General features: G+C 58.4%; 22 protein-coding genes. 10 read left to right on the forward strand and 12 right to left on the reverse strand.

Translation table 11 applies throughout. The annotated features are described in order from the left end of the window. Nucleotides 1-19: 19 nt before the first annotated feature. From DXD24_RS00740 to DXD24_RS00750, 3 genes are all read right to left on the reverse strand, one after another. On the reverse strand, nucleotides 20-1,318 hold the full coding sequence (locus DXD24_RS00740) for a chloride channel protein (protein ID WP_117645830.1): 1,299 nt from the start codon (nucleotides 1,316-1,318) through the stop codon (nucleotides 20-22). 125 nt (nucleotides 1,319-1,443) lie between these two features. Next, on the reverse strand, nucleotides 1,444-1,977 hold the full coding sequence (locus DXD24_RS00745) for a TIGR00730 family Rossman fold protein (RefSeq protein WP_117635830.1): 534 nt from the start codon (nucleotides 1,975-1,977) through the stop codon (nucleotides 1,444-1,446). A 36-nt stretch (nucleotides 1,978-2,013) separates the two neighbouring features. Continuing rightward, nucleotides 2,014-2,439, reverse strand: coding sequence for a potassium channel family protein (locus tag DXD24_RS00750; RefSeq protein WP_055252221.1), 426 nt, complete (start codon nucleotides 2,437-2,439; stop codon nucleotides 2,014-2,016). Between the two features lie 213 nt (nucleotides 2,440-2,652). Between DXD24_RS00750 and DXD24_RS00755 the strand changes: the two genes are divergently transcribed. Beyond that, on the forward strand, nucleotides 2,653-5,457 hold the full coding sequence (locus DXD24_RS00755; RefSeq protein WP_117645832.1) for a transporter substrate-binding domain-containing protein: 2,805 nt from the start codon (nucleotides 2,653-2,655) through the stop codon (nucleotides 5,455-5,457). Nucleotides 5,458-5,499: 42 nt separating this feature from the next. Next, on the forward strand, nucleotides 5,500-5,979 hold the full coding sequence (locus DXD24_RS00760; protein WP_117630053.1) for a pyridoxamine 5'-phosphate oxidase family protein: 480 nt from the start codon (nucleotides 5,500-5,502) through the stop codon (nucleotides 5,977-5,979). A gap of 97 nt (nucleotides 5,980-6,076) precedes the next feature. Here the strand turns inward: DXD24_RS00760 and DXD24_RS00765 are convergent, their stop codons facing one another. Further along, nucleotides 6,077-7,288 (reverse strand): MalY/PatB family protein, encoded by a 1,212-nt coding sequence (locus DXD24_RS00765; protein ID WP_117645834.1) that lies wholly within the window; start codon nucleotides 7,286-7,288, stop codon nucleotides 6,077-6,079. Between the two features lie 112 nt (nucleotides 7,289-7,400). Continuing rightward, nucleotides 7,401-8,138, reverse strand: a complete 738-nt coding sequence (locus DXD24_RS00770; RefSeq protein ID WP_233502280.1) for a tRNA (N6-threonylcarbamoyladenosine(37)-N6)-methyltransferase TrmO — start codon at nucleotides 8,136-8,138, stop codon at nucleotides 7,401-7,403. 140 nt (nucleotides 8,139-8,278) lie between these two features. On the opposite strand from DXD24_RS00770, the gene DXD24_RS10060 reads away from it, so the two are divergent. From DXD24_RS10060 to DXD24_RS00785, 3 genes are all read left to right on the forward strand, one after another. After that, nucleotides 8,279-9,106 carry a TipAS antibiotic-recognition domain-containing protein gene (locus tag DXD24_RS10060; RefSeq protein WP_158550109.1) on the forward strand — a complete coding sequence of 276 codons (828 nt, stop codon included), beginning with the start codon at nucleotides 8,279-8,281 and terminating at the stop codon, nucleotides 9,104-9,106. Nucleotides 9,107-9,157: 51 nt separating this feature from the next. Then, a complete protein-coding gene (locus DXD24_RS00780) occupies nucleotides 9,158-9,403 on the forward strand; it encodes a glutaredoxin (RefSeq protein WP_117645838.1) in 246 nt (81 codons plus the stop codon). A 328-nt stretch (nucleotides 9,404-9,731) separates the two neighbouring features. Then, nucleotides 9,732-9,998, forward strand: coding sequence for a ribbon-helix-helix protein, CopG family (locus tag DXD24_RS00785; protein WP_117645840.1), 267 nt, complete (start codon nucleotides 9,732-9,734; stop codon nucleotides 9,996-9,998). 144 nt (nucleotides 9,999-10,142) lie between these two features. Here the strand turns inward: DXD24_RS00785 and DXD24_RS00790 are convergent, their stop codons facing one another. Next, nucleotides 10,143-11,096: a tRNA-dihydrouridine synthase gene (locus DXD24_RS00790; RefSeq protein ID WP_117645842.1), complete on the reverse strand. Its 954-nt coding sequence runs from the start codon at nucleotides 11,094-11,096 to the stop codon at nucleotides 10,143-10,145. A 538-nt stretch (nucleotides 11,097-11,634) separates the two neighbouring features. Between DXD24_RS00790 and DXD24_RS00800 the strand changes: the two genes are divergently transcribed. Continuing rightward, nucleotides 11,635-12,162, forward strand: coding sequence for a DUF3592 domain-containing protein (locus tag DXD24_RS00800; protein ID WP_117645844.1), 528 nt, complete (start codon nucleotides 11,635-11,637; stop codon nucleotides 12,160-12,162). Between the two features lie 63 nt (nucleotides 12,163-12,225). Next, nucleotides 12,226-13,359: a hypothetical protein gene (locus DXD24_RS00805; RefSeq protein WP_117645845.1), complete on the forward strand. Its 1,134-nt coding sequence runs from the start codon at nucleotides 12,226-12,228 to the stop codon at nucleotides 13,357-13,359. A gap of 37 nt (nucleotides 13,360-13,396) precedes the next feature. Here DXD24_RS00805 and DXD24_RS00810 read toward each other — a convergent pair whose 3' ends face one another. The 5 genes from DXD24_RS00810 to DXD24_RS00830 form a co-directional block, all read right to left on the reverse strand. Then, nucleotides 13,397-16,651: an ABC transporter ATP-binding protein/permease gene (locus DXD24_RS00810; RefSeq protein ID WP_117645847.1), complete on the reverse strand. Its 3,255-nt coding sequence runs from the start codon at nucleotides 16,649-16,651 to the stop codon at nucleotides 13,397-13,399. Nucleotides 16,652-16,872: 221 nt separating this feature from the next. Further along, nucleotides 16,873-18,564: an FAD-dependent oxidoreductase gene (locus tag DXD24_RS00815; RefSeq protein ID WP_117645849.1), complete on the reverse strand. Its 1,692-nt coding sequence runs from the start codon at nucleotides 18,562-18,564 to the stop codon at nucleotides 16,873-16,875. A 226-nt stretch (nucleotides 18,565-18,790) separates the two neighbouring features. Continuing rightward, the gene (locus DXD24_RS00820) at nucleotides 18,791-19,753 is read right to left on the reverse strand and encodes a redoxin domain-containing protein (RefSeq protein ID WP_117645851.1); all 963 of its coding nucleotides are present in this window, start codon (nucleotides 19,751-19,753) and stop codon (nucleotides 18,791-18,793) included. A gap of 35 nt (nucleotides 19,754-19,788) precedes the next feature. Further along, the gene (locus DXD24_RS00825; RefSeq protein WP_199407861.1) at nucleotides 19,789-20,748 is read right to left on the reverse strand and encodes a 4Fe-4S binding protein; all 960 of its coding nucleotides are present in this window, start codon (nucleotides 20,746-20,748) and stop codon (nucleotides 19,789-19,791) included. After that, on the reverse strand, nucleotides 20,693-20,839 hold the full coding sequence (locus DXD24_RS00830; RefSeq protein ID WP_197032826.1) for a CD1871A family CXXC motif-containing protein: 147 nt from the start codon (nucleotides 20,837-20,839) through the stop codon (nucleotides 20,693-20,695). Before DXD24_RS00830 ends, DXD24_RS00825 begins: the two co-directional genes overlap by 56 nt. An 89-nt stretch (nucleotides 20,840-20,928) precedes the next feature. Here DXD24_RS00830 and DXD24_RS00835 point away from each other — a divergent pair, with 89 nt between their 5' ends. Both DXD24_RS00835 and DXD24_RS00840 read left to right on the forward strand, forming a co-directional pair. Then, nucleotides 20,929-21,603, forward strand: a complete 675-nt coding sequence (locus tag DXD24_RS00835) for a response regulator transcription factor (protein WP_117645853.1) — start codon at nucleotides 20,929-20,931, stop codon at nucleotides 21,601-21,603. After that, on the forward strand, nucleotides 21,600-22,748 hold the full coding sequence (locus DXD24_RS00840; protein ID WP_117645855.1) for a cell wall metabolism sensor histidine kinase WalK: 1,149 nt from the start codon (nucleotides 21,600-21,602) through the stop codon (nucleotides 22,746-22,748). The genes DXD24_RS00835 and DXD24_RS00840 overlap by 4 nt, the downstream gene beginning before the upstream one ends. A 116-nt stretch (nucleotides 22,749-22,864) precedes the next feature. Here the strand turns inward: DXD24_RS00840 and guaA are convergent, their stop codons facing one another. Continuing rightward, nucleotides 22,865-23,845 (reverse strand): glutamine-hydrolyzing GMP synthase, encoded by a 981-nt coding sequence (gene guaA, locus DXD24_RS00845; RefSeq protein WP_082435590.1) that lies wholly within the window; start codon nucleotides 23,843-23,845, stop codon nucleotides 22,865-22,867. Nucleotides 23,846-24,142: 297 nt separating this feature from the next. Here guaA and DXD24_RS10145 point away from each other — a divergent pair, with 297 nt between their 5' ends. Continuing rightward, a complete protein-coding gene (locus tag DXD24_RS10145; protein WP_199407955.1) occupies nucleotides 24,143-25,147 on the forward strand; it encodes a helix-turn-helix transcriptional regulator in 1,005 nt (334 codons plus the stop codon).

The raw sequence follows: 25,147 nt of genomic DNA on the forward strand, positions 1-25,147 counted from the left end.
AACCGTAAAGCGCAATACGCTACTTGCGCAGCGGCTTGGGCAGCGGAATGCCGGCGGCGATGGCTGCAGCGATAATCATGCAAACGATACCCTTGAGTGGGAAGCACATGAGCAGCAGGCCCACAACCATAACAGGCTGGCGCATAACGGCGCCCATCGTCGATGCCGTGCAGACGGCGACGCAAAAGACCGGATCTGCGCCGGTGAGGATGGCAAGGCCGTAGCCCAGGCTCACGCCCGAGAAGATAACCGGGAAGAAGTGGCCGCCGCGCCAACCAAGGTTGATGAGGGCGGGGGTCAGCATGGCCTTAACAAGACCGGTCGCGATGAGCACACCGGCGGGGATGGTGAGGTAGGTCTCCATAAGTACGTCGGCCTGGGTCTCACCGGCAAACATGGTATAAGGCAGAACTGTGCCGCAGATGGCGAGCGCCAGGCCAGCCAGCATGGCCTTGACGACGGGGCGCTCCCCTATTGCATGGGACAGCGCCTCACTTGCATGCTCGGAGACAAAGTACAGCCAACCGCATACGGTGCCGACCAACGCCAGCGGAATGAGCCAGACAAGTTCCAGGTTGCCCACCTCGGCAGCCTCGAACCTCGGCATGCCCATGCCGCCACCCATAAGCTGGCCGAGCAGCAGATAGGTGCCCAGACCGCCGGCAATCGCGATGCCGTAGACCACGGTCTTTTGCGCCTTGGGCAGCTTGATGGTGATCTCATCGGACGCGGAGTCCTCGCCAGCGCCCTGGCCGTCGGCGCTACCGGCGAGCGGCGCCACAAAGCCAAACACGGGCGCGGTAAAGAGCGCCGTCAGGGCAGCCTGGGTGCCCAGCAGCGTGAGCTCCCTAAACTCGGCGCCAAAGCGACGCATGCGGTCGCCGACCCAGCTGCACAGACCCGCGATAACTCCGGTCAGGCCGGCCTCCGGTCCAATACTTCCGCCAAACAGCAGCGGCAGCAATGCCGCAAGCGAAAGCTTGCCGAGGTTGTCGTACGGGTAGCGACCGTCTTGTTTAACCTTGGCCATCACCTGGTTGAGGTCATCGGTCTTGGTGCCCGTAATCTTTTCGTACAGACCGATCAGCAGGCCGCCCAGCAAGCAGACAAAAAACGGGTACGGCAGAAAACCGAACGGGCCGCTCGCGAGCTCAGGCGAAGCGACGCCCAGCGCGTGCGGAATCTCGGTCCACAGATAGTCGACACCGTGCTCCATCGCAAAAAAGAACAGCCAGACCGCGGCGCCTGCGAACGCACCGGTCACGGCAACGCTAACTAAAAACAGCGCACGGTTTTTGGGTTTTGCAAGACTATCCATCGGGACCTCCCGTGGTCGAATTCGGCAAAGATACGTTTTATTGTAGAGCGAGCGTTGCCCGAACGAGCCAACCGTCTGCGCCGCAAACGGCACCATTGGGAGTCATAGTGGGGCAGGCTCAAGACTTATCCGTTGATAATCGAGGCAATCTCGCGCAAATCGTCGGCAAAGTAGATGCCGTGCTGGCGCCTCGGGCTCGAAAGCCCTTTATCAATCATGTGCTCGAGCAACGCCTTAAGATCGTTGTAGTAGCCCCCAAGGTTGTACAGAATGCACGGCGCATCGAGATGCCCCAACGACACGGCGGACATGACCTCGGCAATCTCCTCGAGCGTACCCGTCCCACCGGGAAAGGCGATGAACGCGTCACCGAGTTCAATCATCTTGGCCTTGCGTTCGGCCATGTCACTCGTCACGATAAGGTCGTCGATACCGTCATGTTGAAACTCGGCCTCGATAAAAAAGCTCGGTTCAACACCCGTCACGTGTCCACCTGCCTCGAGTACGCTATCGGCGAGCGCACCCATCAGACCCGACTTGGACCCGCCGTATACCAACGCGTGTCCGTTAGCGCCAATCCAGTCGCCCAGCTCCTGCACCGCGGGCAGAAACGCCGGGTCATTGCCGACGCTGGCACCCAGGTATACCGTGATATTCATATTCAGTCCCCCTCGTCGTGACGCGCGGCGCCCGTTCTAGCGTTGGCGTCGGCGATATTCGCGCACACGGCGCGATAGGTCGGCAAGCTCGTCACGATCGAGCTCTTCCAAATGCTCCAGATCATCCATAAAGCGCGCCATGGTGTCCTTTTGGCGCATCTTGATGAGCGTGTTGCAGTAGTTCACCGCCACGCCCGTGAGCATGGCGATGTAGAAGATGCTGATGACGCTCAAAACGACGGTGATAGCGCGGGCAACCGGCGTCTCGGCCGGGATATCACCGAAGCCGATCGTCGATACGGTCTCAAAGCTAAACCAGAGGCCGTCGCCAAACGTAAGGGTCGTGGGCTCGGACAGCCAGACGGCCGTCGAGCACAGCAGATAGAAGACGAGAAACAGGCCCGTGATGCGCGCAAAGCCAGCCTGGCGCAACACGTCGGCAAGCGTCCTCAACTTGTTCATCGCGACCCCTTTTCCCAGACGCCCAATCACATTCGCTCGGTATTGTCCCACGCCTCCCCCGCAAACGGAACTAGTCATTGGGGACGTTCTTAAACGACTAGTCAGTTAAGAACGTCCCCAATGACTACCTAACCGTTTAGCGGTGCGGCGGCTGAATGGGCAGGCTGAGCTGGTATCCTTATGTGAAACTGTCTCAACTCGATAGGATTTCATGTGAAACCTTCCGCCGTCCTTCGCTTGGCTCTATATCGCACCCTGGCCGTCGCGCTTGCCGCGCTCGCCATACTGAGCGCCGTCATGCCCGCCCCCGCCTTTGCCGCCGACTCCGACCAGCAGGTCAAGACGGTCCGCGTTGGCTGGCTCGTCAACAACAAAGGCTTCCAGGAAGGCATGCCGGGCGAGCGACTCTCGGGGTGGGGCTACGAGTACCTCCAGACCCTCTCGTATTACACAAAGGGCTGGCAATACGAATACGTTAGCGGCACCTTCTCCGAGCTTATGGACATGCTCGAAGCAGGCGAAATCGACCTCATGCCCAACATCTCGTATTCGGCAGAACGCGAGCAGAAGCTGCTCTTTTCCTCGAACCCCGAGGGCACCGAGCGCTACTACATCTACGCCAGGCCCGACCGCGACGATCTGGCCAAGGGTGACCCCCAGGCGCTCCAAGGCCTCACCATCGGCTGCAACTCTGGCGTTATGCAAACTATCGTCGGCCAGCAGTGGCTCGCCGACGAAGGCGTCACCTGCACCTATAAAGAAATCGACACCGGCAGCGCCCTCTTTGAGGCGCTTGCAGACGGCGAGGTCGACGCCGTCATCATGAACGATACCATTTCGTCGCCCGATGCGTCACCCATGTTCTACGTAGGCTCGAGCGACTACTATTTTGCCGTTCCCAAAAGCCGCCCCGATCTGATGAACGACATCAACGCCGCCATGACGACCATCGCCCGCGATAACCCGCGCTATAACGAGGAAGTCAAATCGAGTTACTCGACCCAAAACAGTGGCTCGTCATCGCTCACCGGCCCCGAGACCACCTGGCTCAAAGCAAACGGCAATACCATCACGCTCGGCTATCTTAAAAACCAACTTCCCTACTGCACGCAAAATGACGACGGCGAGATGGAAGGATCGCTCGCCTCGCTTGCAACGACGTTGCACGACAAGTTTGGTATTACGGTCAAAACAATCGCACTCTCGAACAACAGGCAAATGATCAAAGCCCTTTCCAACGGAACCATCGATGTCGCCCTGCCATTGTTTCGCGACTACTGGCTCGCCGAGCAGACAGGAGTCATCCAGTCAAACTCGATGGGAACGGTTTCGCTGACCGCCATTCACAGTGGCAAAAACCTGAACAGCGACCTTAAGAACATCGCTTGTACAAAGAGCACAATCGTTAACCGTTTTGAGCTCGAAAGTCTCTTCCCGAACGCAACAGTAACCGAGTACTCGAATGACGGCGAGGTGCTCAAAGCCCTCAATGAGGGGAAGGCACGTTGCATCATTGTCCCCAGCACGCGCCTGGAAACTCTCCGCGACACCTACGACATCGAGGATTTCGAAACACAGGAACTCACCAACACGGCGCAGCTATCGTGTTTAATTTCGCGCGGCAAGCCCGAGCTGCTGGGAATCATCAATAAGGGCATCGTCAATGCAGGTGAATCGCTCTCTGCAAACAGCTATTTCCCCACATCGTACTCGGCGCAAGAATCGGACACGTTCCAGTTTTTCTATCGTAACCGCACCGCCATTGCGACTGTTATCATCTGCATCTTGCTCACCAGCATCGCCATCCTTGTCTGGTCGCTTTACCGCGCACAGGAGGAACGGCAGAAAGCCGATGCCGCCAACGCCGCCAAAACCGCTTTCCTCACGCGCATGAGCCACGACATCCGCACGCCGCTCAACGGCATCCTGGGCCTTATCGAAATTGAGGAATTGAGAGAAGGCGACATGCAGGTCGCCCGCGAAAGCCGCGCCAAGGCGCGCGTTGCCGCCAATCACCTGCTGTCACTGATTAACGACATCCTCGAGATGGGCAGGATCGAGGAGCGCAAAGTGACGCTCGAGCACGAATCATTCAACCTTAAAGAGCTGTGCGACAATGCGCTCGTACTGTGCAAGCTCCGCGCATCGGACCGCGGCATAACCATGCTCGACACCAGCGAGCCCTACGCTGTCGACCAATATATGATCGGCAGCCCCACTCATATTCGGCAGATCCTTGTCAACCTGCTCGACAACAGCATCAAGTACAACAAGCACGGAGGCACCGTCACGTTCTCATCGACCATCAAACCGGTCGACGACGAGCACGCCGTGTTTTGCTTTAGCGTCTCGGATACCGGCATCGGCATGTCGCCCGAATTTCTTAAGCACATCTACGAACCGTTTGCCCAAGAGGGCAACGATGCCCGCAGTAAATTTCAGGGAACTGGCATGGGCATGCCGATCGTCAAATCGCTCATCGATATGATGGGCGGCACGATTGAGATTTCGAGTGAAGTTGGCGTGGGAAGTACGTTTAACGTCCAGATTCCGCTCGAGATCGACAAGAACCCTCAGGCAAAAGAACGTACGGACGAGCAGGCATACAGTTGCTCGCTTGCAGACATGAACGTTCTTTTGGCAGAAGATAACGAGCTCAATGCCGAGATTGCCCAGGCTCTGCTCGAAAGCGAGGGCATCGTCGTAACTCGCGCCGCCGACGGCAACGAAGCGGTCGACCTATACGTTGGCCGTCCCGCGGGTAGCTTCGATGCGATTCTAATGGACATCATGATGCCGGGCATGGACGGCTACGAGGCAACCCGCGCGATCCGCCTGAGCGAAAAGGCCGATGCGGCCGACATCCCCATCATCGCGCTCACCGCCAACGCCTTTGCCGAAGACGCCAAGGCGGCACACGATGCCGGTATGAACGCCCATCTGCCCAAACCGCTCGACTTTAACAAGCTCAAAAACATACTCGCCCGCATCAAGAAATACGGATCCGTTTCGCTATAGTTTGTGCTCAACCACCATGCACAGCCAGAAAGGAAGCCAACGATGTTTAGGCCCTTACGTCGAAAGAAACGCGCCATCACTGACGAGGAAGCGCGCGAGTTGCTCGCCACCTGTAAGCGCGGCGTCTTTGCCGTCAACGGCGATGATGGCTACCCCTATGCCATTCCCGTCAACTACTTCTTTGACGCCGAGCACGACAAGATTTATTTCCATGGCGCCAAGGCCGGCCACAAGGTCGATTCGCTCAGGCGTGACGATAAAGTCTGCTTTACCGTTTACGGCAACGAGTGGTACAAGGACGGCGACTGGGCTCCTTACGTCATGAGCACTGTGGTCTTTGGCCGTTGCCGCCTGGTAGATGAAGCGCCTGCGTTTATCGAGGACAAAGTCCGCCAGCTCGCGCTTAAGTACTACCCTTCTGCCGAAGAAGTCGAGGAAGAAATCGCCAAAGACATCAAGGGCGTCCAACTCTACGAGATTTCAATTGAGCATCTTTGCGGCAAGCAGATTCAGGAAAAGTAGCGAATGCGAAAAACGCGCTCGCTACCCTCTGCGCCCCATGCGCCCACGCATTTTGACGGCGTGGGCGCATGGGGCAACACTCGAATCGAGCGCCCCCCTATACCCCAAAAACGTAGCGGTCCAGGCGCTCACACGCCTCCTTTACCCGCGAAAGGGGCAGTGCCAGATTCACGCGAATGTGGCAGGGCCCGTGGAACGGGCGGCCGTCCTGATACCCCACGCCCACACGAGCGCCCTCGTCGAGCAGCCACTGAATATCGCGGCCATGCTCGCGGCACCACTCGGTGCAGTCCAGAAACACCATGTAGGTGCCCTGCGGACGCGAATAGGACACGCCCGCAAAATGCTTGTCCACGTAATTGCAGAAGTAGTCGACGTTGCCCTCGATGACCTCATTGAGCTCATCAACCCACTCGTAGCCTTGCGGCTGGTAGGCACCGATAAGCGCGTGCATCGAAAGGACGTTCATCTCGTTGTAGTGGGTCTTGTTGGACACGGCGCACACGCGGTCGCGCAGCGTCTCGTTATAGATGATGTGGTAGCTGCCGACCAGGCCCGCCAGGTTAAACGTCTTGCTGGGCGCGTAGAGGGCAACCGTGCGCATGTGGGCGTCCTCGCTCACCGACTGCGTCGGGATATGCTTGTGACCCGACAGGATGATATCGGACCAAATCTCATCCGAGATCACCACGCAATCGTGCTGACGATAGATGTCCATGGCGCGCTCGATCTCGTCGCGCCCCCATACGCGGCCGCAGGGATTGTGCGGCGAGCAGAACACCGCGGCATGGATGTGGTTTTGGGCGAGCTTTCGCTCCATGTCCTCAAAGTCCATGCGCCACACGCCCCGATCGTCGAGCTTAAGCGGGCTGTGGACAATGCGATAGCCCGCGGCTTCGATAGACTTGGTAAAGCCGATGTAGGTGGGACTGTGGACCAGTACCGCATCGCCCGGCTGGACATATGCGCGCAGCGTCGACACGACACCGCCCAGCACGCCGTTTTCGTAGCCGATATGCTCCGGCGCCAAGCCCTCAACGCCGTTGCGACGGCTTTGCCATTCGATGATGCGGTCGAAGTACTCGTCACGCGGATTGAAATAGCCAAACATGGGATGCTGGGCGCGCTGAATGATGTGTTCCTGAACCGTGGGCACCGTGGCAAAATTCATATCCGCCACCCACATGGGGATGCGGTCGAAGCCCTCGTCGGGTGCGTTCGGAGCCATGTCGGGAATTTCTCCCCAGGAGTCAACGGCGATGGCGTCCATACCGTGGCGGTCGATAAGCGAGGTAAAGTCGTATTTCATGCTGAGCTCCCGTGCAAAGCGGATTGTTTCGGTAGGCGTTATTGTCCACCAGCGTGGGCGGTTTTGGAGCGGAGTTTGGCGCTTAATTTGACGGGTGCGGACGAATGGCTGGTTAGTCTCGCGCGTCGTTGATGGCGGTTATCGTCAACCTGGTTCCGTCGACCGTAAACGATATGTCAAGCCCAGCGTAAGCCAAATGGTAAACGCGGTTTGGCTCGTGCTTGCTACCCGCGCGGCGCGGATCCTGGCGAAGGACCTCGACCAAGCCGGGGAGCTTTGCAGGCGGGACCGTATCTTTCAGCGCTTGCGGGAACTCAACATCGAGCTCTTGCCACGGCGCGTCCTCAATCCAGCCGCCCGTCGCATCCGGGTGGCAGTCCGCAAACGGAATGTAGGGCTTAATGTCGTAGATGGGCGTGCCGTCGCGCAGGTCGGCCCCCAGCACATGAATGATGGGACCATCGTCGGTGAGCTCGACACGATCGAGCTTGACGCAGGTGAGCCCGATGGGATTAGGGCGAAACGGACTGCGCGTGGCAAACACGCCCACGCGTTCGGCTCCACCCAGACGCGGTGGGCGCACGGTTTTCGACCATTTTGCGTTGGTGCCGGACCTGTCCTGCGTTTTGGCATCGGCGGCTATGTCCTTAGCCGTGCCGCCGGGCGTTCCGTTTTCGAAGCACCATAGCAGCCATAGGTGAGAGAAGGAGTCCAGACCCTCAACTGCAGCGTTGGAGGCAAATTCCGGCTCAAAGACGATGCGTCCCTGCAGATGGGGCGCCAAAAAGCTGTTGCGTGGGATGCCGAACTTCTGCGGCAGGTCGGTATGTATGTGTGCAATAGGTTCCATGCCGGTCATTGTACGGCATGGAGGCGTGGGGTGTTGCGCGCAATTCTTCGCCGCGGTCCCCGTCGTGCAACCAACGGTTGCTTGGAAGGGTGCCGGCCGCCGCGTATGCTTAAAGCAACAAACAGCAGAAAGGAGCCGTCATGGCCTTTGCAGAAAAGCTCATCGCCATCCGCCGCGACAACAATCTCACCCAAGAGCAACTCGCCGCCAAGCTCTTCGTCACACGCCAAGCCGTCAGCCGTTGGGAACGCGGCGAGGTCACACCGGGCATCGACATGATGAAGCTCATTGCCGCCGTGACCGGCGAGCCTCTGTCTCGTCTGCTCGAAATGCCCGAGCACTATTGCCAGAGCTGCGGCATGATACTCACGCCCGACGACTGCGGCACCGATGCCGCGGGCGCCACGACCGACCATTACTGCAAGTGGTGCTACGACCGCGGCAAGTACACCTACGAGACTACGATGGAGGCGATGATCGAGGATTGCGCCCCGCGTCTGGCGCAAAACACCGGTATGTCACTCGACGAGGCCGTTTCGCTCATGGGCGCCGTGCTGCCGCAACTGGAGCGCTGGCGCTCCGTGCACGAAAACGAGGAGCGCTACGGTACCGAGGCCCGGGCGCGCTATGGCGATGAGGCAATCGATGCGGCAAGCGAGGCGTTGCTGGACATGGATCCCGAGACATGGAACGACATGAAGGAACTTGAACGCGCTATTCTGGGCCAGCTCTCGATTGCCATGGGCGACGGCGATCCAAAGAGTAGCGAAGCCCGCAAGCTTGTCGCAATGCACCGCCGATGGATTGGCCTTAACTGGGGACACGAGCCCCAGGACGAAGCATACCTGGGCCTCGCCAATGGTTATCTTGCCGACCAGCGCTTTGTTGACTACTACGACAAGCCCTGCGGCACCGGAGCCACGGCGTTTCTGGTACAGGCAATCGAGTCGTCGTTGACGCGTGCATAGACCGCGGCGGCTTTGGGTATTTCAATCGAAACCTCAACCGATTGGAGACCTATGGCTACTGATCACGAGCTCGCGCTCTACGTTATGACCGGCTGCCCGTATTGCATAAAGGTCAAGCGCTTCCTGGCCGATAACGGCGTGACCATCCCCGAGCGTAATATCTCGACCGATTCCGATGCCGAGCGGACACTCATCGCCGTCGGCGGAAAACGCCAGGTTCCCTGCCTGTTCATTGACGGCGCGCCACTCTACGAATCGAACGACATCATCGCGTGGATACAGAAGAACCTGCTCTAGCGTTCTATTGCGGTCGGCCGGCCCCAACGCACAAACCCATACGGCACAAACATGTACGTCAGCATCCAAAGTCGACATTTTTCGACATCTTTGGATGCTGACGTACAGCTTTTTGCATGGGCCCACCACAGGTAGTCATTGGGGACGTTCTTAAATGACTAGTTACTTGTATTTTTGTCTACAAAATTGTATACAAAAAGAGAAGCCGCCTCATGGAGCTCATCGCTCGATGTTGCCCCGATCGGGATGGCTACATCATTTACCACGCCCTTGTCCCTCCTACGCGCAAGGTGCTCAGGGAAATCGGAATCGATCGATAGGAGGCACTATGGACGCCAAGCAGCTCGAAAAGATGATGGGGTTTGCTCCCGGTGAGCTAGAAAAAGCCGCAGCGGCATACGAAAAAGATGAGTGGCCAAAGGGCCACACCGTCAAGTTGGGAAGGCCGCCGATTTCCGATGAACCAAGCGTTGTTTTATCGGCACGTGTGGGTGAATCGGTTCTTGAAGCATTTGACGCAAAGGCAAAGCGTCATGGGCAGACACGCGCAGAGCGGCTCAGGGAGCTCATTACCCTTGACGCAAGGATTGCCTAGTCCCCCGCCGAACCCAAACGTGTATGTCAGCATCCAAAGTCGACTTTTTTCGACATCTTTGGGTGCTGACGTACAGCTTTTGCAACATAGTCGTTGGGGACGCACTTAAATGAGTAGTCGTTAAAGAACGTCCCCGATGACTAACTAGCCGCAAAAGCGCGCGGTAGGCGCAAGCGGCTGTTCACGAAAGACACGCTCGACGGCGGCACGATATTCATCGACCTTTTTGGTCTTGCGCACGAGCTTGTGCACGGTAGCGGGATCGGCGAAGGCGCATTTGGCGTAGAACCACCACTCCTTCATGCGAAAGACCGCGTTGCCTCCAATCTCGTCCGCATAGGCCGCAAACAGCGTGTCATGGAAGCGCTGCAAGTCGGCAGCCGTGGCGGCAGGGCCGCCCTTAACCATGCGAGCCAGCGCGGGATTCGCAAGCAAGCCGCGCCCCAACATTACGTGGCGTGTTCCGGGATAGGCCTTCACCAGCGCATCCATGTCCTCAAGATCAAAGATGTCGCCGTTATAGGCCACGGGGAACGGCGCCCGTTCCAGCGTCTCGCCGTAAAACTCTTTGCGCGGTGAGCCCGTATAACGGTCCTTTTGCACGCGCGGATGCACGATCAACTCCGCCAGCGGCATTCGGCAATAGAGGTCGAGCACGCGCTCGTACTCGTCATCGCATTCGAGCCCCAGTCTGGTCTTGACCGACACCGGCAAGGGCGAGCGTTCGCACACGTCGCTCAAGAACACCTCGAGCTCATCCAAATTGCGCAGAAAGCCCGAACCCTTGCCCTTCGCGACCACCGTACCCGAAGGGCAGCCAAGGTTGAGGTTGACCTCGCGGTAACCCATATCGGCAAGCACCTGCGCCGCCCACACAAACTCGTCCGCATTCTTGGACATCAGCTGGGGCACCACGTTAAGTCCCTGGTTGTTGGCAGGATCGACCTCTTTAAACGCCTTGCCGCCAAAGCGATTGCCCACCCGCGGCGGCGGCAAAAACGGCGTGTAATAACAATCGAGCGCGCCGAAGCACTCCGCATGCACGCGACGGAACACATGCCCGGTAATCCCCTCCATAGGGGCCAGCGATAAATACATCAACATCCATTCTCAAATCAATGTGACAAAGGGACTGTCCCTTTGTCACATCCCATTCAAGCGGTTCAGGAACTCTTCGCAGGCGCGAGAACGCAGGCGATATTTTTTCCACACCAGATACGATGCAATGGTGAAGGGGCAAAAGGGCAGTCCCTTTGCCCCAAGTGCCGGCTACCGGACGCAAGCTAGTTGCCGTTCGCGAACGCCGCCCATATTTCGAGGTCTAATACTTTTCCCGAGAAGTGAACGGCTGTATTTGGACCCCCGAAGCATTGACATTTTTAGGCGTCAAAACCGCAGGATTTGACTGGCAAAACCGCAGGAAATTGCACGCCAAAAGTGTCGATGCTTCGGGAGTCCGTTTTCACTCGTTCACTTCTCGGGAAAAGTATTAGACCTCAATTCCGCAGTCCCCGATGTGACAAAGGAACAGTCCATTTGTCACATTCAGAATTGACCCCCCCCCGCAATAGCTCATCGATGGCGGGATTCTCTATACTGGGTCACATATGACGGTATCGCGCCAAAGGAGAACGCCGTGACCACCTCGCAGATATCTCTGCTCGCGCTCATCTCGGTTGGAGGCATCGGCATCCTGTTTATCGGAGCGAGCATGCTCATGAAGGCCGCCGCCCGCAAGAAAGCCAAGGCCTGTACCGCCGTGACCATGGGAACGGTCATCGACCATCGCTTTATGGGCGAAGGCAGGATGTATCCCGTTTTGGAATACGCCGTCGACGGCACGCAATACCGCGCGAAAAAACAATTCCGTGGCATAAAGACCAAAAGCTTGTCGGGACTCCCCATCCGCACGCAAGCCACCGCCTACGAAGACGCCAAGGGCTGGCTGCACGTGCAGACAGGCCCCATCGCCCGCCTAGGCACCCTCGCGGAGCAGCTTTGGCCCCTCGGTAGCCAAATGACCGTGTACTACAACCCCAGCAACCCAGACAAAAGCTATGTCGAACGCCCCATCGTGGGCAACTTTGCCACACTGATGTTTAACATCGCGGGCTTCTTGCTCATCGCGATGAGCATCTTGCTCTATGTTCTTATCCAGCGCTAGCTCAAACTGATGCGCCCCGCACCCCATGCGCCGCAACGACCGCCACGACACCAAGGAGCAGCTATGGCTACACTTTCCGAACAAGAACGCAAGCGCATCCAGCGATACTGCATCTGTCCCAAGGTTGCCGGCGCGGCGCTTGCCATGGCGTTTGTGCTGCCTTTTTTGATCATTCCCTTCGAAATGATTGACGATATCGTCTTCCATCATGAAAGCTTCCAGGAGACGGGCATGATGACCGCCTTGGCGCTCACCGCCGTCGAGCTCATCATCTTCTGCTATTGCGCGCTCGCGCCGCGCTTTGGCATGCGCGGCAAGCAGTGGAGGGAAATGCAGCACCGGCTCGCCGTCGAGCAGAGCGAAAAAGACCGCTCGGCACAAATTGCAGGCGTTGTTGGCACGCAGGCCGCCGCGCGTCTGCTCAAGAACAGCGACAATGAGACCGCACGCAACCTGGGCGGTGCGGCAGAAGTCGCCGCTGCCGTAGGCGCCGTCGCCACCGCGGCAGACGTGCTTGCCGAAAGCTTTGCCAACGCAAAGGCCATGGCAGAGGCCTGTGGCGTGCCTATCCCCCGTGCAAAAAAGTGGATCGTCGCGCTTGTGGCACTGCCCCTCGCAATCGTGTGCGGTGCCTATATCCCGCAGCTGGCGCAGGGAAACATCGAGATGCAACAGAACGCCGCGGCCGCGGCCGAGCAGATCGCCATCGCCCGCAAGACGCTAGAGCCCGCATGCGAGTACGTATCCGCCGATGACCCTTACGAGCGATATCAAGATTACGGCTATCACGTCCGCGGCTACCTTCACGACGGCGACTCCGATACCCAGAAGACCTATACGTACCTGGATTTCGACAACAAGGGAACGCTCAAGGAAGTGAGTTACATAGCAGAGATCGACCCCGACGCGAGCCTTGAGGACAACCTCGCCCGCATCGAGCTCGACTTGGACGAACTTTCCTCTGTCGTCCAAACCGTAGACGTCAAGACCGTGAGTCCCGAGCTCCTAGCACCGCAAAAGCTCCCCGAAGAGTTTAGGCAGGCTTTTTTGAACGGTTCGCTCTACGAGAGAATCTCCATCAGGACGAGTGGCAACCCCATCAAAACGTACTATTCGTTTGACACGGATCCCGAGGATGAATTTGACGAGTACACCCATCCAAGCATCCGTATCACATTGATGGGCAAAACGAGCTAGCCACCCAATGTGACAAAGGGACTGTCCCTTTGTCACATTATTCGGAGCGTAGGGCTTCCACAGGGTCTTTCTTGGATGCGCTGCGAGCCGGCAGCAGGCCGGCAACGACCGTCAGCAGCACCGAAATTACAATGAGCATCAGCGCGTCTTGAACGGGCAGGCTCATCAGGTTGGGCACCTGCTTGGCCGCAAGCGCCCAGGCATTAACCGGAAAGCTCACGGCCACCACGACGACAATGGCAAAGACGCCGGCAATGAGGCCTTCGATAAAGGTCTCGGCATTAAATACGTTGGCCACGTTGCGCTTTGACGCGCCGATCGCGCGCAGGATGCCAATCTCCTTTTTGCGCTCCAGCACGCTGATGTAGGTGATGATGCCGATCATGATGGAGCTCACCACCAAACTGATACTCACGAATGCGATGAGCACCAAGCTGATAGTATTCACGATGTCGGTCACCGAGCCCATGATGATGCCCATGTAGTCGGTATACGAGATTGCCTGCTCATCGTGGCCAGCAGCTTTGACCTGCTTGTTGTACGCATCGATGTAATCGAGCACGCGCTCCTTGGCCTCAAAGTCGCGCGGGAAAATCTTGACCGAAATGGGGTCCGCCTCGTCCGCATAGCCCAACGTGGTCAGATTGTTGTCGTAGGTGAGCTTCGACGCCTTGGCATAGCTCATCATGAGCGAGCTCAGGTCCTCGGCGTCCATGTTGAAGTGGATGGCACGAGCAAAGGCGCCCGCATCCACGCGCATGGCGCTCGCCAGGTTGGCAAAACTCGAAGACATCTGCGTCGCCATTTGGCCCATGAGCCCTGCCGCACCCGCCTTGAGCTGGGTTGATACCGTCGTCGCAATCTGCTCGCTGACCGCCTTCATCACCTGATCCATAGACTGCTGCAAATACGGAGCCAGCTGCTTTTGCACATAGTCGCCCATCACCTGCTGCAGACGCTCGGCCAGGGCATCGCCGCCGAGCGCCCTGAGCTGAGCCAGGTATTGCTGGGCTGCGACATCATTCTCAAGGTACGCCGAGAATGCGGCAGCAAGCTTTGACGCATCCTTAAGATCTTCGGGTGACAGTGCCTTAAACTGATCAGAGCGCATAAAGCCCTCAAACAGCTGGTTGGCAAGTGCTCCCACCTGCTGCATTTGCTCAGGCGTGAGCTCAAGACCATCAAAGATGCCCGAGAAATCTGGGGCCGGCGCTTTGGCCATGATGTCACTAAAGTCGATGTCCTTCCCAACACCCGAAAGGTCAATGTCCAGCCCGGACAAGTCGATACCAGAAAGGTCCATACCGCCGGCCGCGCCCGAGAGCGCAGACGTATCAAACGAGAACGCGCTCTTCAGCGCCGCCTCGTCCACACTGAACATACTGCCCAGATCCACGCCTTGCTTGGCTTCTCCCTGCAGCTCGTCGAAGGTTTTGCCCGTAAAGACATCCGTCTCGGGGTGGGTAAGCTGTTCCTGCACAATCTGCGAATCGGCAGCACGCTGCATAAGCTGGCGAGTCAGCGCATGCGTATAGGCAATGCCCGGGGATAATGCGCTCGCGTTGGCCGTCTCGTTGGGTCGCACCACGCCCACAATGCGCACGTCAATACCGTCGGCAACCTTGGCCGCCATATAGTCGGCATCGCCAGCCATGTCAGTCCACATGCCGGTCTCTTCGTTTTTGCGATAGGCATCTGCCGGCGACAACACCTTAAACGTCGTGGACAGTGCATCGTCGTAGGTAAAGTCGGCGCCGGTCTTGGGCGCCTCGACCTTGCCGTCGGCCGTCATGGCGCTGTTAACCAGGTCGTTGAGTTCATCGATATCCAGCGCACCGATGCTGTAGAGCGTGTAGTCGCCCACTGTTCCGCGGCTCGAAAGCACCATCACGGCCTCGTTGGCTGACGTAGGCCAATGGCCGGCAACAACATCGTACTGGCTGTCGAGCAGGCTCTGGTCGTCAATCATCTCGTTGAAGACCGACGTTCCCATGGATTCCATGCTCACCGTTGCCGCCGAGCTCGCACCTCCGCTCATGGCCTCAGTCATAGCGTTGGGCACCAGCCGGACAGGCTTCTCATCGCCCTTGCCGGCACGATAGACAACCGGCGATACACCGTAGCCGTACTGAATGGCGTTGACCTCTTTATCGATGCCGTCGCCACCGGCATCGAGCCATGCCTTAAAGCTCGTCATGTCGTTGGACTTAACGCTTGCGAACATATCCTTTACGGCCGTGACCACAGGGATCTTATCGGTCCCCTGAGCCTTGCCGCCGGTGGCGCCGTCGGACGCGTCCTTGTCCTCGGACGCCTCCTCATCCGTAGCTCCATGCCCGCCCATCATGGACGACAGGTCATAATCTTGTTTGGAAATGGTGAGCGGGTAGCTCGAGAGCGTATCCTCCTCGACCTTTTTGATGTAGCCGTTTACGCCGTTGGAGAGCGCCAGAATCGCCGCAATGCCGATAATGCCGATCGAACCAGCAAAGGCCGTCATAGCCGTACGGCCCTTCTTGGTCAAAAGGTTTCGCGCCGAAAGCCCCAGCGCTGTCACAAAGCTCATCGAGGTTTTGCGCGTGGGCTTGGCCTCGCGACGCGCGGCCTCGGCAGCATCAAAGGGGTCGGAATCGTCGGTGATCTTGCCGTCCGCCAGGGTGACGATGCGCGTGGCGTACCTGTATGCCAACTCGGGATTGTGCGTGACCATGATGACCAAACGATCGCGCGCAACATCCTTGAGCAAATCCATGACCTGTACGGATGTCGTTGAGTCCAAGGCGCCGGTCGGCTCGTCAGCCAGCACAATCTCGGGGTCATTGATCAGGGCGCGGGCAATGGCCACGCGCTGCATCTGCCCGCCCGAAAGCTGGCTCGGGCGCTTGTCAACGTGCTCGCCCAGACCGACTGCCTCGAGCGCCTTGCGCGCACGTTGGCGGCGCTCGGCATGCCCCACGCCCGTGAGCGTAAGCGCCAACTCCACGTTTTCAAAAATGCTCTGATGCGGAATGAGGTTATAGCTCTGGAACACAAAGCCGATGCGATTATTGCGATAGGCATCCCAATCGCGGTCGTTGAAGTCCTTGGTCGAGATGCCGTCGATCAGCAGATCGCCCGAATCGAAATGATCGAGTCCACCGATGACGTTGAGCATCGTAGTTTTACCCGAACCCGAGGGACCCAGAACGGCTACGAACTCGTTATCGCGAAAAGACAGGCTTACGCTGTCGAGCGCTACCTGCGTAAACGACTGCGTAACGTACCTTTTGCAAATAACTCTGAGATCCAGCATGGACGGCAACCTCTCTCGCGCGGGCGCGCTCGCCCGCTCCCCCGCCGTTCACGTTCGGCGCGTTTGTCCTACTCTATCCTCATTTTTGGCCGATACCAGTGAGGAATGTAACGAACCGCGCCAAAAAACGAACGGGACAGCACGCCGCATGGCGCACCATCCCGCATATAACATCCCCGATGCGACAAAGAGGCTGTCACTTTGTCACATTCCAATGCGCGCTACTTTTCGAACCCGCACGGCATAACGTTAGCGCTGCCGCGACGAGCCTCAGTCACGGCTGCAAAGAAGCGATAGCCGCCCGAGAAGTTAAAGCACTCAAAGCCATGCTGCGCCAAAATGCGGCAAGCAATGTAGCTGCGAATGCCGCTCTGGCAAATCACGTAGACCGGCTTGGCCCGGTCGAGCTCGCCCAGGCGATTGCGCAGATCATCGACGGGAATGTTTACGAAACCATCGATATGCCCGCGCTCATACTCCCCTTCCGTACGAACATCGAGCAGCTGCACGCTGCCATCGCGTGGCAAGTTGGGCTCATCCTCCCAATGCCACTGCGCCAGTATGCCGCGATTGAGGTTCTCGATCATAAAGCCCGCCATATTGACGGGATCCTTCGCCGATGAATACGGCGGCGCGTATGCTAGGTCCAAATCCTTAAGCCTATCGCCGCGCATGCCTGCCTGGATGGCAGTCGCCAGAACGTCGATACGCTTGTCCACACCATCGATGCCCACGATTTGCGCACCCAGCAGGCGCAATCCCTGCTTCTCGAAGACAACCTTCATGGTCATGGGCGTTGCACCCGGATAATAACCCGCATGCGAACCGGGCGACAGGACCACGCTGTCGCAGTCAATTCCCGCCGCGCGTGCTGCCTTTTCGGATAGTCCCGTGCTTGCCGCCGTCAAGTCGAATACCTTGATAACCGATGAGCCCAACGATCCGCGGTAGCAGCTGTCCATGCCGGCTATGACATCGGCGACGACACGTCCCTGCTTGTTGGCGGGGCCGGCGAGCGAAATGACCGCGTCCTCGCCGGTCACCTGATGCGTGACCTGCACGGCATCGCCCACGGCATACACGTCGGCAGCAGAGGTCTCCATGCGGTCGTTGACCACAATAGCCCCCTTGATGCCCAGTTCGAGCCCCGCCTCTTGCGCCAGATGGCTCTCAGGTGCCACGCCAATGGCAAGCAGCACCATATCGGCTCCGATAGGGTCATCGCCCGCAACATGGGTGACAACGCGGCCATCAACTTCCTCAAAACCTGTCACATCGGCCTTGAGGCGCAGATCGATACCGTGCTCACGCACCTCGGTATGCAAAAGGGTCGCCATGTCGTAATCCAGGTTGTTCATAAGCTGGACGGGACGCTGCAGAAGGGTCACCTGGAGCCCCAGCTCGCACAGATTCTCCGCCGTCTCGACGCCAATGAAGCCGCCGCCGATCACGACGGCACTGCTCGGTCGCCGCTCTCGAACATAGCTGTGAATACGCAGCGTGTCCTCAACGGTGCGTAGGCTAAAGATTTTATCCGAGTCGATGCCCGGCAACGCAGGGCGAATCGGCTTTGCACCCGGCGACAGGATGAGCTTGTCATACGTCTCGACAAATTCCTCGCCCGTCAGCATATTGCGAACCTCGACCGTATGCGAATCGGGATGGATGGCAAACACCTCGTGACTCGTCTTGACCGCAATGCGAAAGCGATCCCAAAAGCCCTTGGGAGACTGCAGCGTCAATGCGCTCTCTTCTTCTATCACGCCGCCAATGTAGTACGGAAGCCCACAGTTGGCATACGATACAAAACCCGTGCGCTCAAAGATGACAATTTGGGCCTGTTCGTCGAGTCTGCGCAAACGTGCCGCCGCCGATGCGCCGCCCGCGACGCCTCCAACGATAACCACCTTCATAGCTAACGCACCACCTTTCCCGTGTAGCCGCTTATGCCGCCGATATTCTTGACACTGCCATACCCAGAACGCTTAAGAAAACTCACAGCTTGGTTGCTTCGCGCACCGCTCAGGCAATGCACGAAAAGCTGCGTGCCCTTTCGACGTATACCCATGATGCTACCCCGAAGCAGAAAAAAGAGTCGCTGTTTCCAGCGACTCCCCTTCAGTTGTCTGTCCCACGGACTTACTGTTCGCTCTTCGCGAGTGCCTGATCGATCAGTTTGTTGAGCGCCTCGCGCTGCTCAGCGGAGTTGATGCCGCCCATGATCGGCTCTCCCACAATGTTACCGTTCTGGTCGATCACGTAGGTGGTCGGGAACGAGTACAGGTTGGAGGTGAACTTTCCGGCCTCGCTGTCCGACTTAAACCAGATGTTCTTATACGTCACGCCCTTCTTGGAAAGCACGTCCTTGGCATCGGCCACCTCGTCTTTGTTGCCACCGAGCGTAAAGGAATTAACGCCCACGACCTGGCCGCCCTTCTCGGCAAGCTCCTTGTTGAGCTTCTCCAGATCGCCCAGCTCTCCCACGCACGGCTTGCAGGTGGTAAACCAGAAGTTCATGACGGTGACCTTGTTCTTGGAGAACAGCTCGTCGCTGTTTACATCGTTGCCGTCCAAGTCCTTGCCCTTAAAGCTGGGGAACTTCGTCTCCCCGCTCTCGCCGTTGGTCACGCCCGCGGTCGAGGCATCAACACTCTCCCCCTCGCCGGGCGTGCTGCCACATCCGGGGAACTCCTTCTCCAGCGCCATGAGCTTGTCCTCGATCTCCTTGACCTGCTGCGCGCCGGCCTTAAGCGTCTTAAGCTCGTCAGCCGCAAACTGATCCTTGGCGCCCTCGATGGTATCGAGCAAGAAGTCACCGTAGTTCTTGCCGTCCTCAATCATGGGAGTGTCTTTGTTGGCCGCAAGGAACACCTTTTCCCATAGGGCGTTATCGCTCGCAAAGATCTCGTTTTCCTTTTGCAGCAGCTGCTGATACAGCTTGGCCGCCTCCTCGGCGCTCGACGGCTTTTGCGCTATGAGCTCGGCAATCTGCGCATCGCCGCTCGTAGCATCCTTCGCGTCGCCCTTGGGGGCAGAGCACGCCGCGAGAGTCAGCGCCAGCACGGGCAGCATCAACAGAGCCGCAATTTTTGACAGTTTCATGGTTCCTCCGTTTATATCGAAACTTATATAGGTACCTATTTGTTTTCGCAGGCTTGCGTGGACTGCGCGGGTTTGTCGCCCGTCACACCCAGCCCATAGCGGAAGCTAATAGCATCGACGGGGCACGCGCCCACGCATTTGCCGCAACGAATGCATTCGGCATGGTTGGGCGTACGCGTAACGTCCACGTCCATTTGACACACCTTGGCGCACTTGCCGCACGAGACGCATTTGCACTGGTCAACCTGGATCCCCAGCAAAGACACCTTGTTCATGAGCGCATAAAACGCACCGAGGGGGCAAATCCATTTGCAGAAGGGGCGGTAGAACAGCACGCTCAGCACCGCAACCGCAATGAGGATCGCGAGCTTCCAGGTAAAGAGCTTTCCCAGCGCGGAGCGGATTCCCACGTTCATGATGGACAGCGGAATCGCGCCCTCGAGCACACCCTGCGGGCAGATGTACTTGCAAAAGAACGGGTCGCCCATACCCACATCGTTAACCACCAAGACGGGCAGCAGCACCACGGCAAACAGTAGCACGGCATACTTGATGTACGTGAGCGGCTTGAGCTTTTTCGTGGAGAGCTTTTTGCTGGGAATCTTATGCAGAAGCTCTTGCAGCCATCCAAACGGACACAAAAAGCCGCATACAAAACGTCCCAGTAGCACGCCGATCAGAATGAGCGTTCCGGTGACGTAATACGAAAAGCTGAACTTAGACGATCCCACCACCGACTGAAACGACCCGATGGGGCACGCACCCGAGGCCGCTGGACACGAGTAGCAGTTAAGCCCCGGCACGCAGACGGCTTTGCCGGCTCCCTGGTAGATACCGCCCTTGGCAAAGTTAGGCAGGTGAATATTGGTCGCAAGCGTCGCCGCCGCCTGAATCAATCCACGAAATCGCGCTAAAAGATGCGATGCAGTGTTTTTTCTTTTATCCAATTCCGATACACTCCAAGCACAGCCTGATTGCCTTGGCCAGCACGGCATCTGCCTCGCCGCGCATAATTCCAAAGCCAACCATGGCTACCCCAACGATCAGCAAAGCCACCTGCGCCACAGGCTTAATCGCTTTGAACAATCTGACCACTCCTTTCGTTTCGCGACCCATTGGACCATACCGACTATAAAATCCGTGTTAAGCGTGAATGACTATGCAAGGAGAACGTTATGCGCATCTTGGTCGTCGAGGACGAGCGGGCGCTGTGCGATGCGATCGCACGCAGCCTGCGCAACTTGGCCTATAGCGTCGACTGCTGCTACGACGGGCAGCAGGCCCTCGATCTACTCGATGTCGAGACCTTTGATCTTGTCGTGCTCGACCTCAATCTCCCCCATGTCGACGGCATGACCGTGCTCAGGCAACTCAGGACAACTGATTGTGAGACCAAGGTGCTTGTGCTCTCGGCACGTGGCGAGGTCTCCGACAAGGTAGCGGGGCTCGATGCGGGCGCCAACGACTACCTCACCAAGCCGTTCCATCTTGACGAGCTGGCGGCACGCATACGCAGTCTCACGCTCAGGCGCTTTACGCAAAACGACGTTGTTCTAACCTGTGGATTGTTGAGCTTTGACACCAAGGCGCGCCTCGCCTCCGTGGGCGGCGAGACCCTATCCCTCACGCGCAAGGAGACCGGCATCTTGGAATACCTGATGCTTAACCAGGGGCGGCCGGTGAGCCAGGAAGAGCTTATCGAGCATGTATGGGACAGCAGCGTCAACAGCTTTAGCAACGCGACCCGCGTGCATATCTCGTCGCTGCGAAAAAAGCTGCGCGGTGCGTTGGGGCACGACCCCATCCGCAACCGAATCGGCGAAGGCTACGTTATGGAGGACGGCAAATGAAGCGGCTGTCGCTGCAGTGGCGCATCACGTTGATGACGGCACTGCTGATATGTTCAACCTGCGTACTTATGAATTGCCTGGTTGGCTACTCCGGCATGCGCTACATGGACTCGATCGGCAATGAACTATCGGCGCACAGCAAGGTGGAGGCGGCCTCGCCCAGCTCATTTGACCCGACAAACAAAGAGCTCGACGACGCGCTGACCATCGTCGTGAACGACGCCCAAGAATCGTTTGGCGCGACGAGCTGGTATATAACTGCGGCGGTGACGCTGCTCGGCGGCGTGCTGGCCTACTTTGTAAGCGGGCGCGCACTGCGACCGCTGCGCTTCTTTGCGACGCAAGTCGAGAGCGTGCGGCCCGACAACCTCGCTGACACAAAAATCAGCGAGGACGTGCCCTCTGAACTCAGGCGCTGCAGCGCGTCGTTTAACGACATGATTGCCCGCCTTGACGAGGGATTTTCCGCACAAAGACAGTTTACGGGCAATGCGGCGCACGAGCTGCGCACGCCACTTGCGCTCATGCAGGCCCAGGTTGAGCTTTTTTGCGCCGAGCACCCCGACGCCGACGCCGATACAGCGAGCCTGCTCGGGCTGCTGCAGGAGCAGACCGAGCGGATGACGCACATGACAAAGACCCTGCTCGAGATGAGCGAGCTGCGCAGTGTCCCTTGCAACGATGCGATTGACCTGGCGCCGATGATCGAAGAAGTACTCACGGACCTGGCGCCCCTTGCCGAGCAAAAGGGCATCGCGCTCGCAAGTGAGGGCGACGCGCAAACGATCGGCAGCGATACGCTAATCTATCGGCTGCTGTTCAACTTGGCCGAAAACGCCATACGTTACAGCGCGCCCAACTCGACCGTGCAAATCAACGCCTGCGCCGAAGGCGACCGTGTGCTGCTACGCGTGCGCGACCAGGGGCCGGGCATTCCCGAGCAATACCAGACGAGCATCTTTCAGCCCTTCTTTCGCGTCGACAAATCGCGCAGCAGGGCATACGGCGGCGTGGGGCTGGGACTTGCGCTGGTCTGGGAGATTGCCGCGCTCCACGGCGGCTCCATCGAGGTCGAAGAGAGCTCGGAGCGCGGAACGACCATGCTCGTGACTCTTCCCACTCGCGCACTCGGCTCATTAAAATAACGAACGGGATGGCACGCCGCGTGGCGTACCATCCCGCACATAATATCGAGGATGTGACAAAGGGACTGTCCCTTTGTCACATCTGCTAGTTCTCGTCGCCTACCAGCTGAGTTAGCTTACTCCCACTCGACCGTGCCGACGGGCTTCGGCGTGAGGTCGTAGCAAACGCGGCAAATACCGGGGACCTCGGCGGTCACGCGAGCGGTAATGCGCTTGAGCAGCGCCCAGTCGAGCTCGGGCACCTCGGCGGTCATGACGTCGACGGTGTTGATGCAGCGAATAATGCAGGGCCAGTCGTAGGCGCGTTTACCCTCGCGCACGCCGGTGGCGCGGAAGTCGGGCACGACGGCAAAATACTGCCAGATGGTCAGGCCGGCCTTGTCGATCTCTTCGCGCACGATGGCATCGGCCTCGCGCAGCGCCTCAAGACGGTCGCGGGTGATGGCGCCAAGGCAGCGGACGCCCAAGCCAGGACCGGGGAACGGCTGACGCTCAACCATGTTCTCGGGCAGGCCGAGCTCGCGGCCCACGACGCGCACCTCGTCCTTGTACAGCAGCTTGACGGGCTCGCAGAGCTCAAACTGCAGGTCATCGGGCAGGCCGCCCACGTTGTGGTGAGCCTTCACGCCATCCTGGGACTCCAGGATGTCGGGATAGATGGTGCCCTGGGCGAGGAAGCTAACCTCGTCGCCAACCTTGCGGGCCTCCTCCTCGAACACGCGAATGAACTCGGCGCCGATAATCTTACGCTTGGCCTCGGGCTCCTCGACGTCCACGAGCTTATCCAGGAAGCGATCAGTCGCGTCAACATAGACCAGGTTGGCGTCCATCTGGTTCTTGAAGACGTCGACGACCTGCTCGCTCTCGCCCTTGCGCATCAGGCCGTGGTTCACGTGCACGCAGATGAGTTGCTTGCCGATGGCCTTGATGAGCAGGGCCGCGACAACGGAGCTGTCAACGCCGCCCGAAAGGGCCAGCAGGACCTTCTTGTCGCCGATCTGCTCGCGGATTGCAGCGACCTGCTCTTCGATGAACGCCTGGGCAAGTTCGGGAGTGGTGATACGCACCATGTCGTCGGGACGCTTGTTGGGATCCATGCAGAGCTCCTTTTCGGTTCGATGGGAATGCGTTACACGTATGCAAACGCACCGTCACATGACCTCATTATATGCAGAACGAGATGCGTTTCCCATCGCTGCGACAGAGCTTTTTACAGGGGTGGTATTTTTTCCTAATGTCGAGGTCAGCTAGGCTTCGGTAGCCACCTTGGGAGCATCGCCAATAGACTCTTCCTTTATACGTTCGGCACAATCGTAGGCGATACCCACAAATTCAAGTCCCGAGCAACAGGAGTACAATTGCTGCTATTGTTGCCAGCTGTCGGGAGATGGAAGATGGACTGCGATGGCTACCCATGCGTTCCCATGCCGTTGATGTGCACTGCCTTTGTGCCGGGGCAGATGGACGCTGCGGTTGCAGGCATTTCCGACCCCGATTCGCGCGCCATTGCCACGGCAGAAGCGCTGTACTTTCGCGGACAGGCCACCCTTGCTGCCAAGACGGCGCGCCCCTATCTTGACGCCACCGATCCCGCACTGCGCTATTCCGCATGCTTTATCTGCGGATACGCCAGTCTGTCGCTCAACCGTATCGCCGACGCCCGCCGGTGCCTTGCGGGCATCCTCGATACGCCAACTGACGAGGAATCGCCCGCCGTCCACGCCACGCATATCCTGTTCGCCTCGGCCGCGAGCGTCCTGCTGCACTTGCCTTCCCCGTATTCTGCCGAAGAGTTTTATCCGCTTGCGGCGCATCTGCCCGAAGGCCTGCGCTTGTTCGCCAGCTACGTGATGGCGCATGCCCTGTACCTGCGCGGCGAATATGGCCGCAGTCTGGGCATGGCGGAAAACGCCCTAATTATGAAACAGGGAAGCTATCCCATCTCGGAACTGTTCCTGCACCTGGCAGCTTCCATGGCATACATGAGTATCAAAGACGTCGACGCCGCAAAAGCGCATTTTGGCGCCGCTTGGGACATTGCGCGCCCCGACGGCCTCATCGAGCTCATCGGCGAGCACCACGGCCTTTTACAGGGGCTCATCGAGGCGTGCCTAAAAACGCAATACCCTGACGATTTCGCGCGCATCATCGAGATCACGTACCGCTTCAGCTACGGCTGGCGGCGCATCCACAACCCCGATTCGGGCGAGGACGTTGCCGACGATTTAACGACCACAGAGTTCACCATGGCCATGCTCGCCTGCCGCGGATGGACCAACGCCGAAATCGCACGCCATATGGGAGTATCGCCGGGCACCGTCAAAAACCGCCTATCCGGCGTATACGCAAAGCTTGGCATCGGCACACGCGCCGAGCTGGTCGCGCATATGTTGCGTTAG

Source organism: Collinsella sp. TF12-2AT (assembly GCF_003436735.1).
Lineage (GTDB): Bacteria > Actinomycetota > Coriobacteriia > Coriobacteriales > Coriobacteriaceae > Collinsella.

What these genes read in the sequence shown, in the direction of transcription:
- DXD24_RS00740 (WP_117645830.1), bottom strand. Translation starts at nt 1,318, where the DNA reads ATGGATAGTCTTGCAAAACCCAAAAACCGTGCGCTGTTTTTAGTTAGC.
- DXD24_RS00745 (WP_117635830.1), bottom strand. Translation starts at nt 1,977, where the DNA reads ATGAATATCACGGTATACCTGGGTGCCAGCGTCGGCAATGACCCGGCG.
- DXD24_RS00750 (WP_055252221.1), bottom strand. Translation starts at nt 2,439, where the DNA reads ATGAACAAGTTGAGGACGCTTGCCGACGTGTTGCGCCAGGCTGGCTTT.
- DXD24_RS00760 (WP_117630053.1), top strand. Translation starts at nt 5,500, where the DNA reads ATGTTTAGGCCCTTACGTCGAAAGAAACGCGCCATCACTGACGAGGAA.
- DXD24_RS00765 (WP_117645834.1), bottom strand. Translation starts at nt 7,288, where the DNA reads ATGAAATACGACTTTACCTCGCTTATCGACCGCCACGGTATGGACGCC.
- DXD24_RS00770 (WP_233502280.1), bottom strand. Translation starts at nt 8,138, where the DNA reads ATGGAACCTATTGCACACATACATACCGACCTGCCGCAGAAGTTCGGC.
- DXD24_RS10060 (WP_158550109.1), top strand. Translation starts at nt 8,279, where the DNA reads ATGGCCTTTGCAGAAAAGCTCATCGCCATCCGCCGCGACAACAATCTC.
- DXD24_RS00780 (WP_117645838.1), top strand. Translation starts at nt 9,158, where the DNA reads ATGGCTACTGATCACGAGCTCGCGCTCTACGTTATGACCGGCTGCCCG.
- DXD24_RS00785 (WP_117645840.1), top strand. Translation starts at nt 9,732, where the DNA reads ATGGACGCCAAGCAGCTCGAAAAGATGATGGGGTTTGCTCCCGGTGAG.
- DXD24_RS00790 (WP_117645842.1), bottom strand. Translation starts at nt 11,096, where the DNA reads ATGTATTTATCGCTGGCCCCTATGGAGGGGATTACCGGGCATGTGTTC.
- DXD24_RS00805 (WP_117645845.1), top strand. Translation starts at nt 12,226, where the DNA reads ATGGCTACACTTTCCGAACAAGAACGCAAGCGCATCCAGCGATACTGC.
- DXD24_RS00810 (WP_117645847.1), bottom strand. Translation starts at nt 16,651, where the DNA reads ATGCTGGATCTCAGAGTTATTTGCAAAAGGTACGTTACGCAGTCGTTT.
- DXD24_RS00815 (WP_117645849.1), bottom strand. Translation starts at nt 18,564, where the DNA reads ATGAAGGTGGTTATCGTTGGAGGCGTCGCGGGCGGCGCATCGGCGGCG.
- DXD24_RS00820 (WP_117645851.1), bottom strand. Translation starts at nt 19,753, where the DNA reads ATGAAACTGTCAAAAATTGCGGCTCTGTTGATGCTGCCCGTGCTGGCG.
- DXD24_RS00825 (WP_199407861.1), bottom strand. Translation starts at nt 20,748, where the DNA reads ATGCCGTGCTGGCCAAGGCAATCAGGCTGTGCTTGGAGTGTATCGGAA.
- DXD24_RS00835 (WP_117645853.1), top strand. Translation starts at nt 20,929, where the DNA reads ATGCGCATCTTGGTCGTCGAGGACGAGCGGGCGCTGTGCGATGCGATC.
- DXD24_RS00840 (WP_117645855.1), top strand. Translation starts at nt 21,600, where the DNA reads ATGAAGCGGCTGTCGCTGCAGTGGCGCATCACGTTGATGACGGCACTG.
- guaA (WP_082435590.1), bottom strand. Translation starts at nt 23,845, where the DNA reads ATGGATCCCAACAAGCGTCCCGACGACATGGTGCGTATCACCACTCCC.
- DXD24_RS10145 (WP_199407955.1), top strand. Translation starts at nt 24,143, where the DNA reads ATGGACTGCGATGGCTACCCATGCGTTCCCATGCCGTTGATGTGCACT.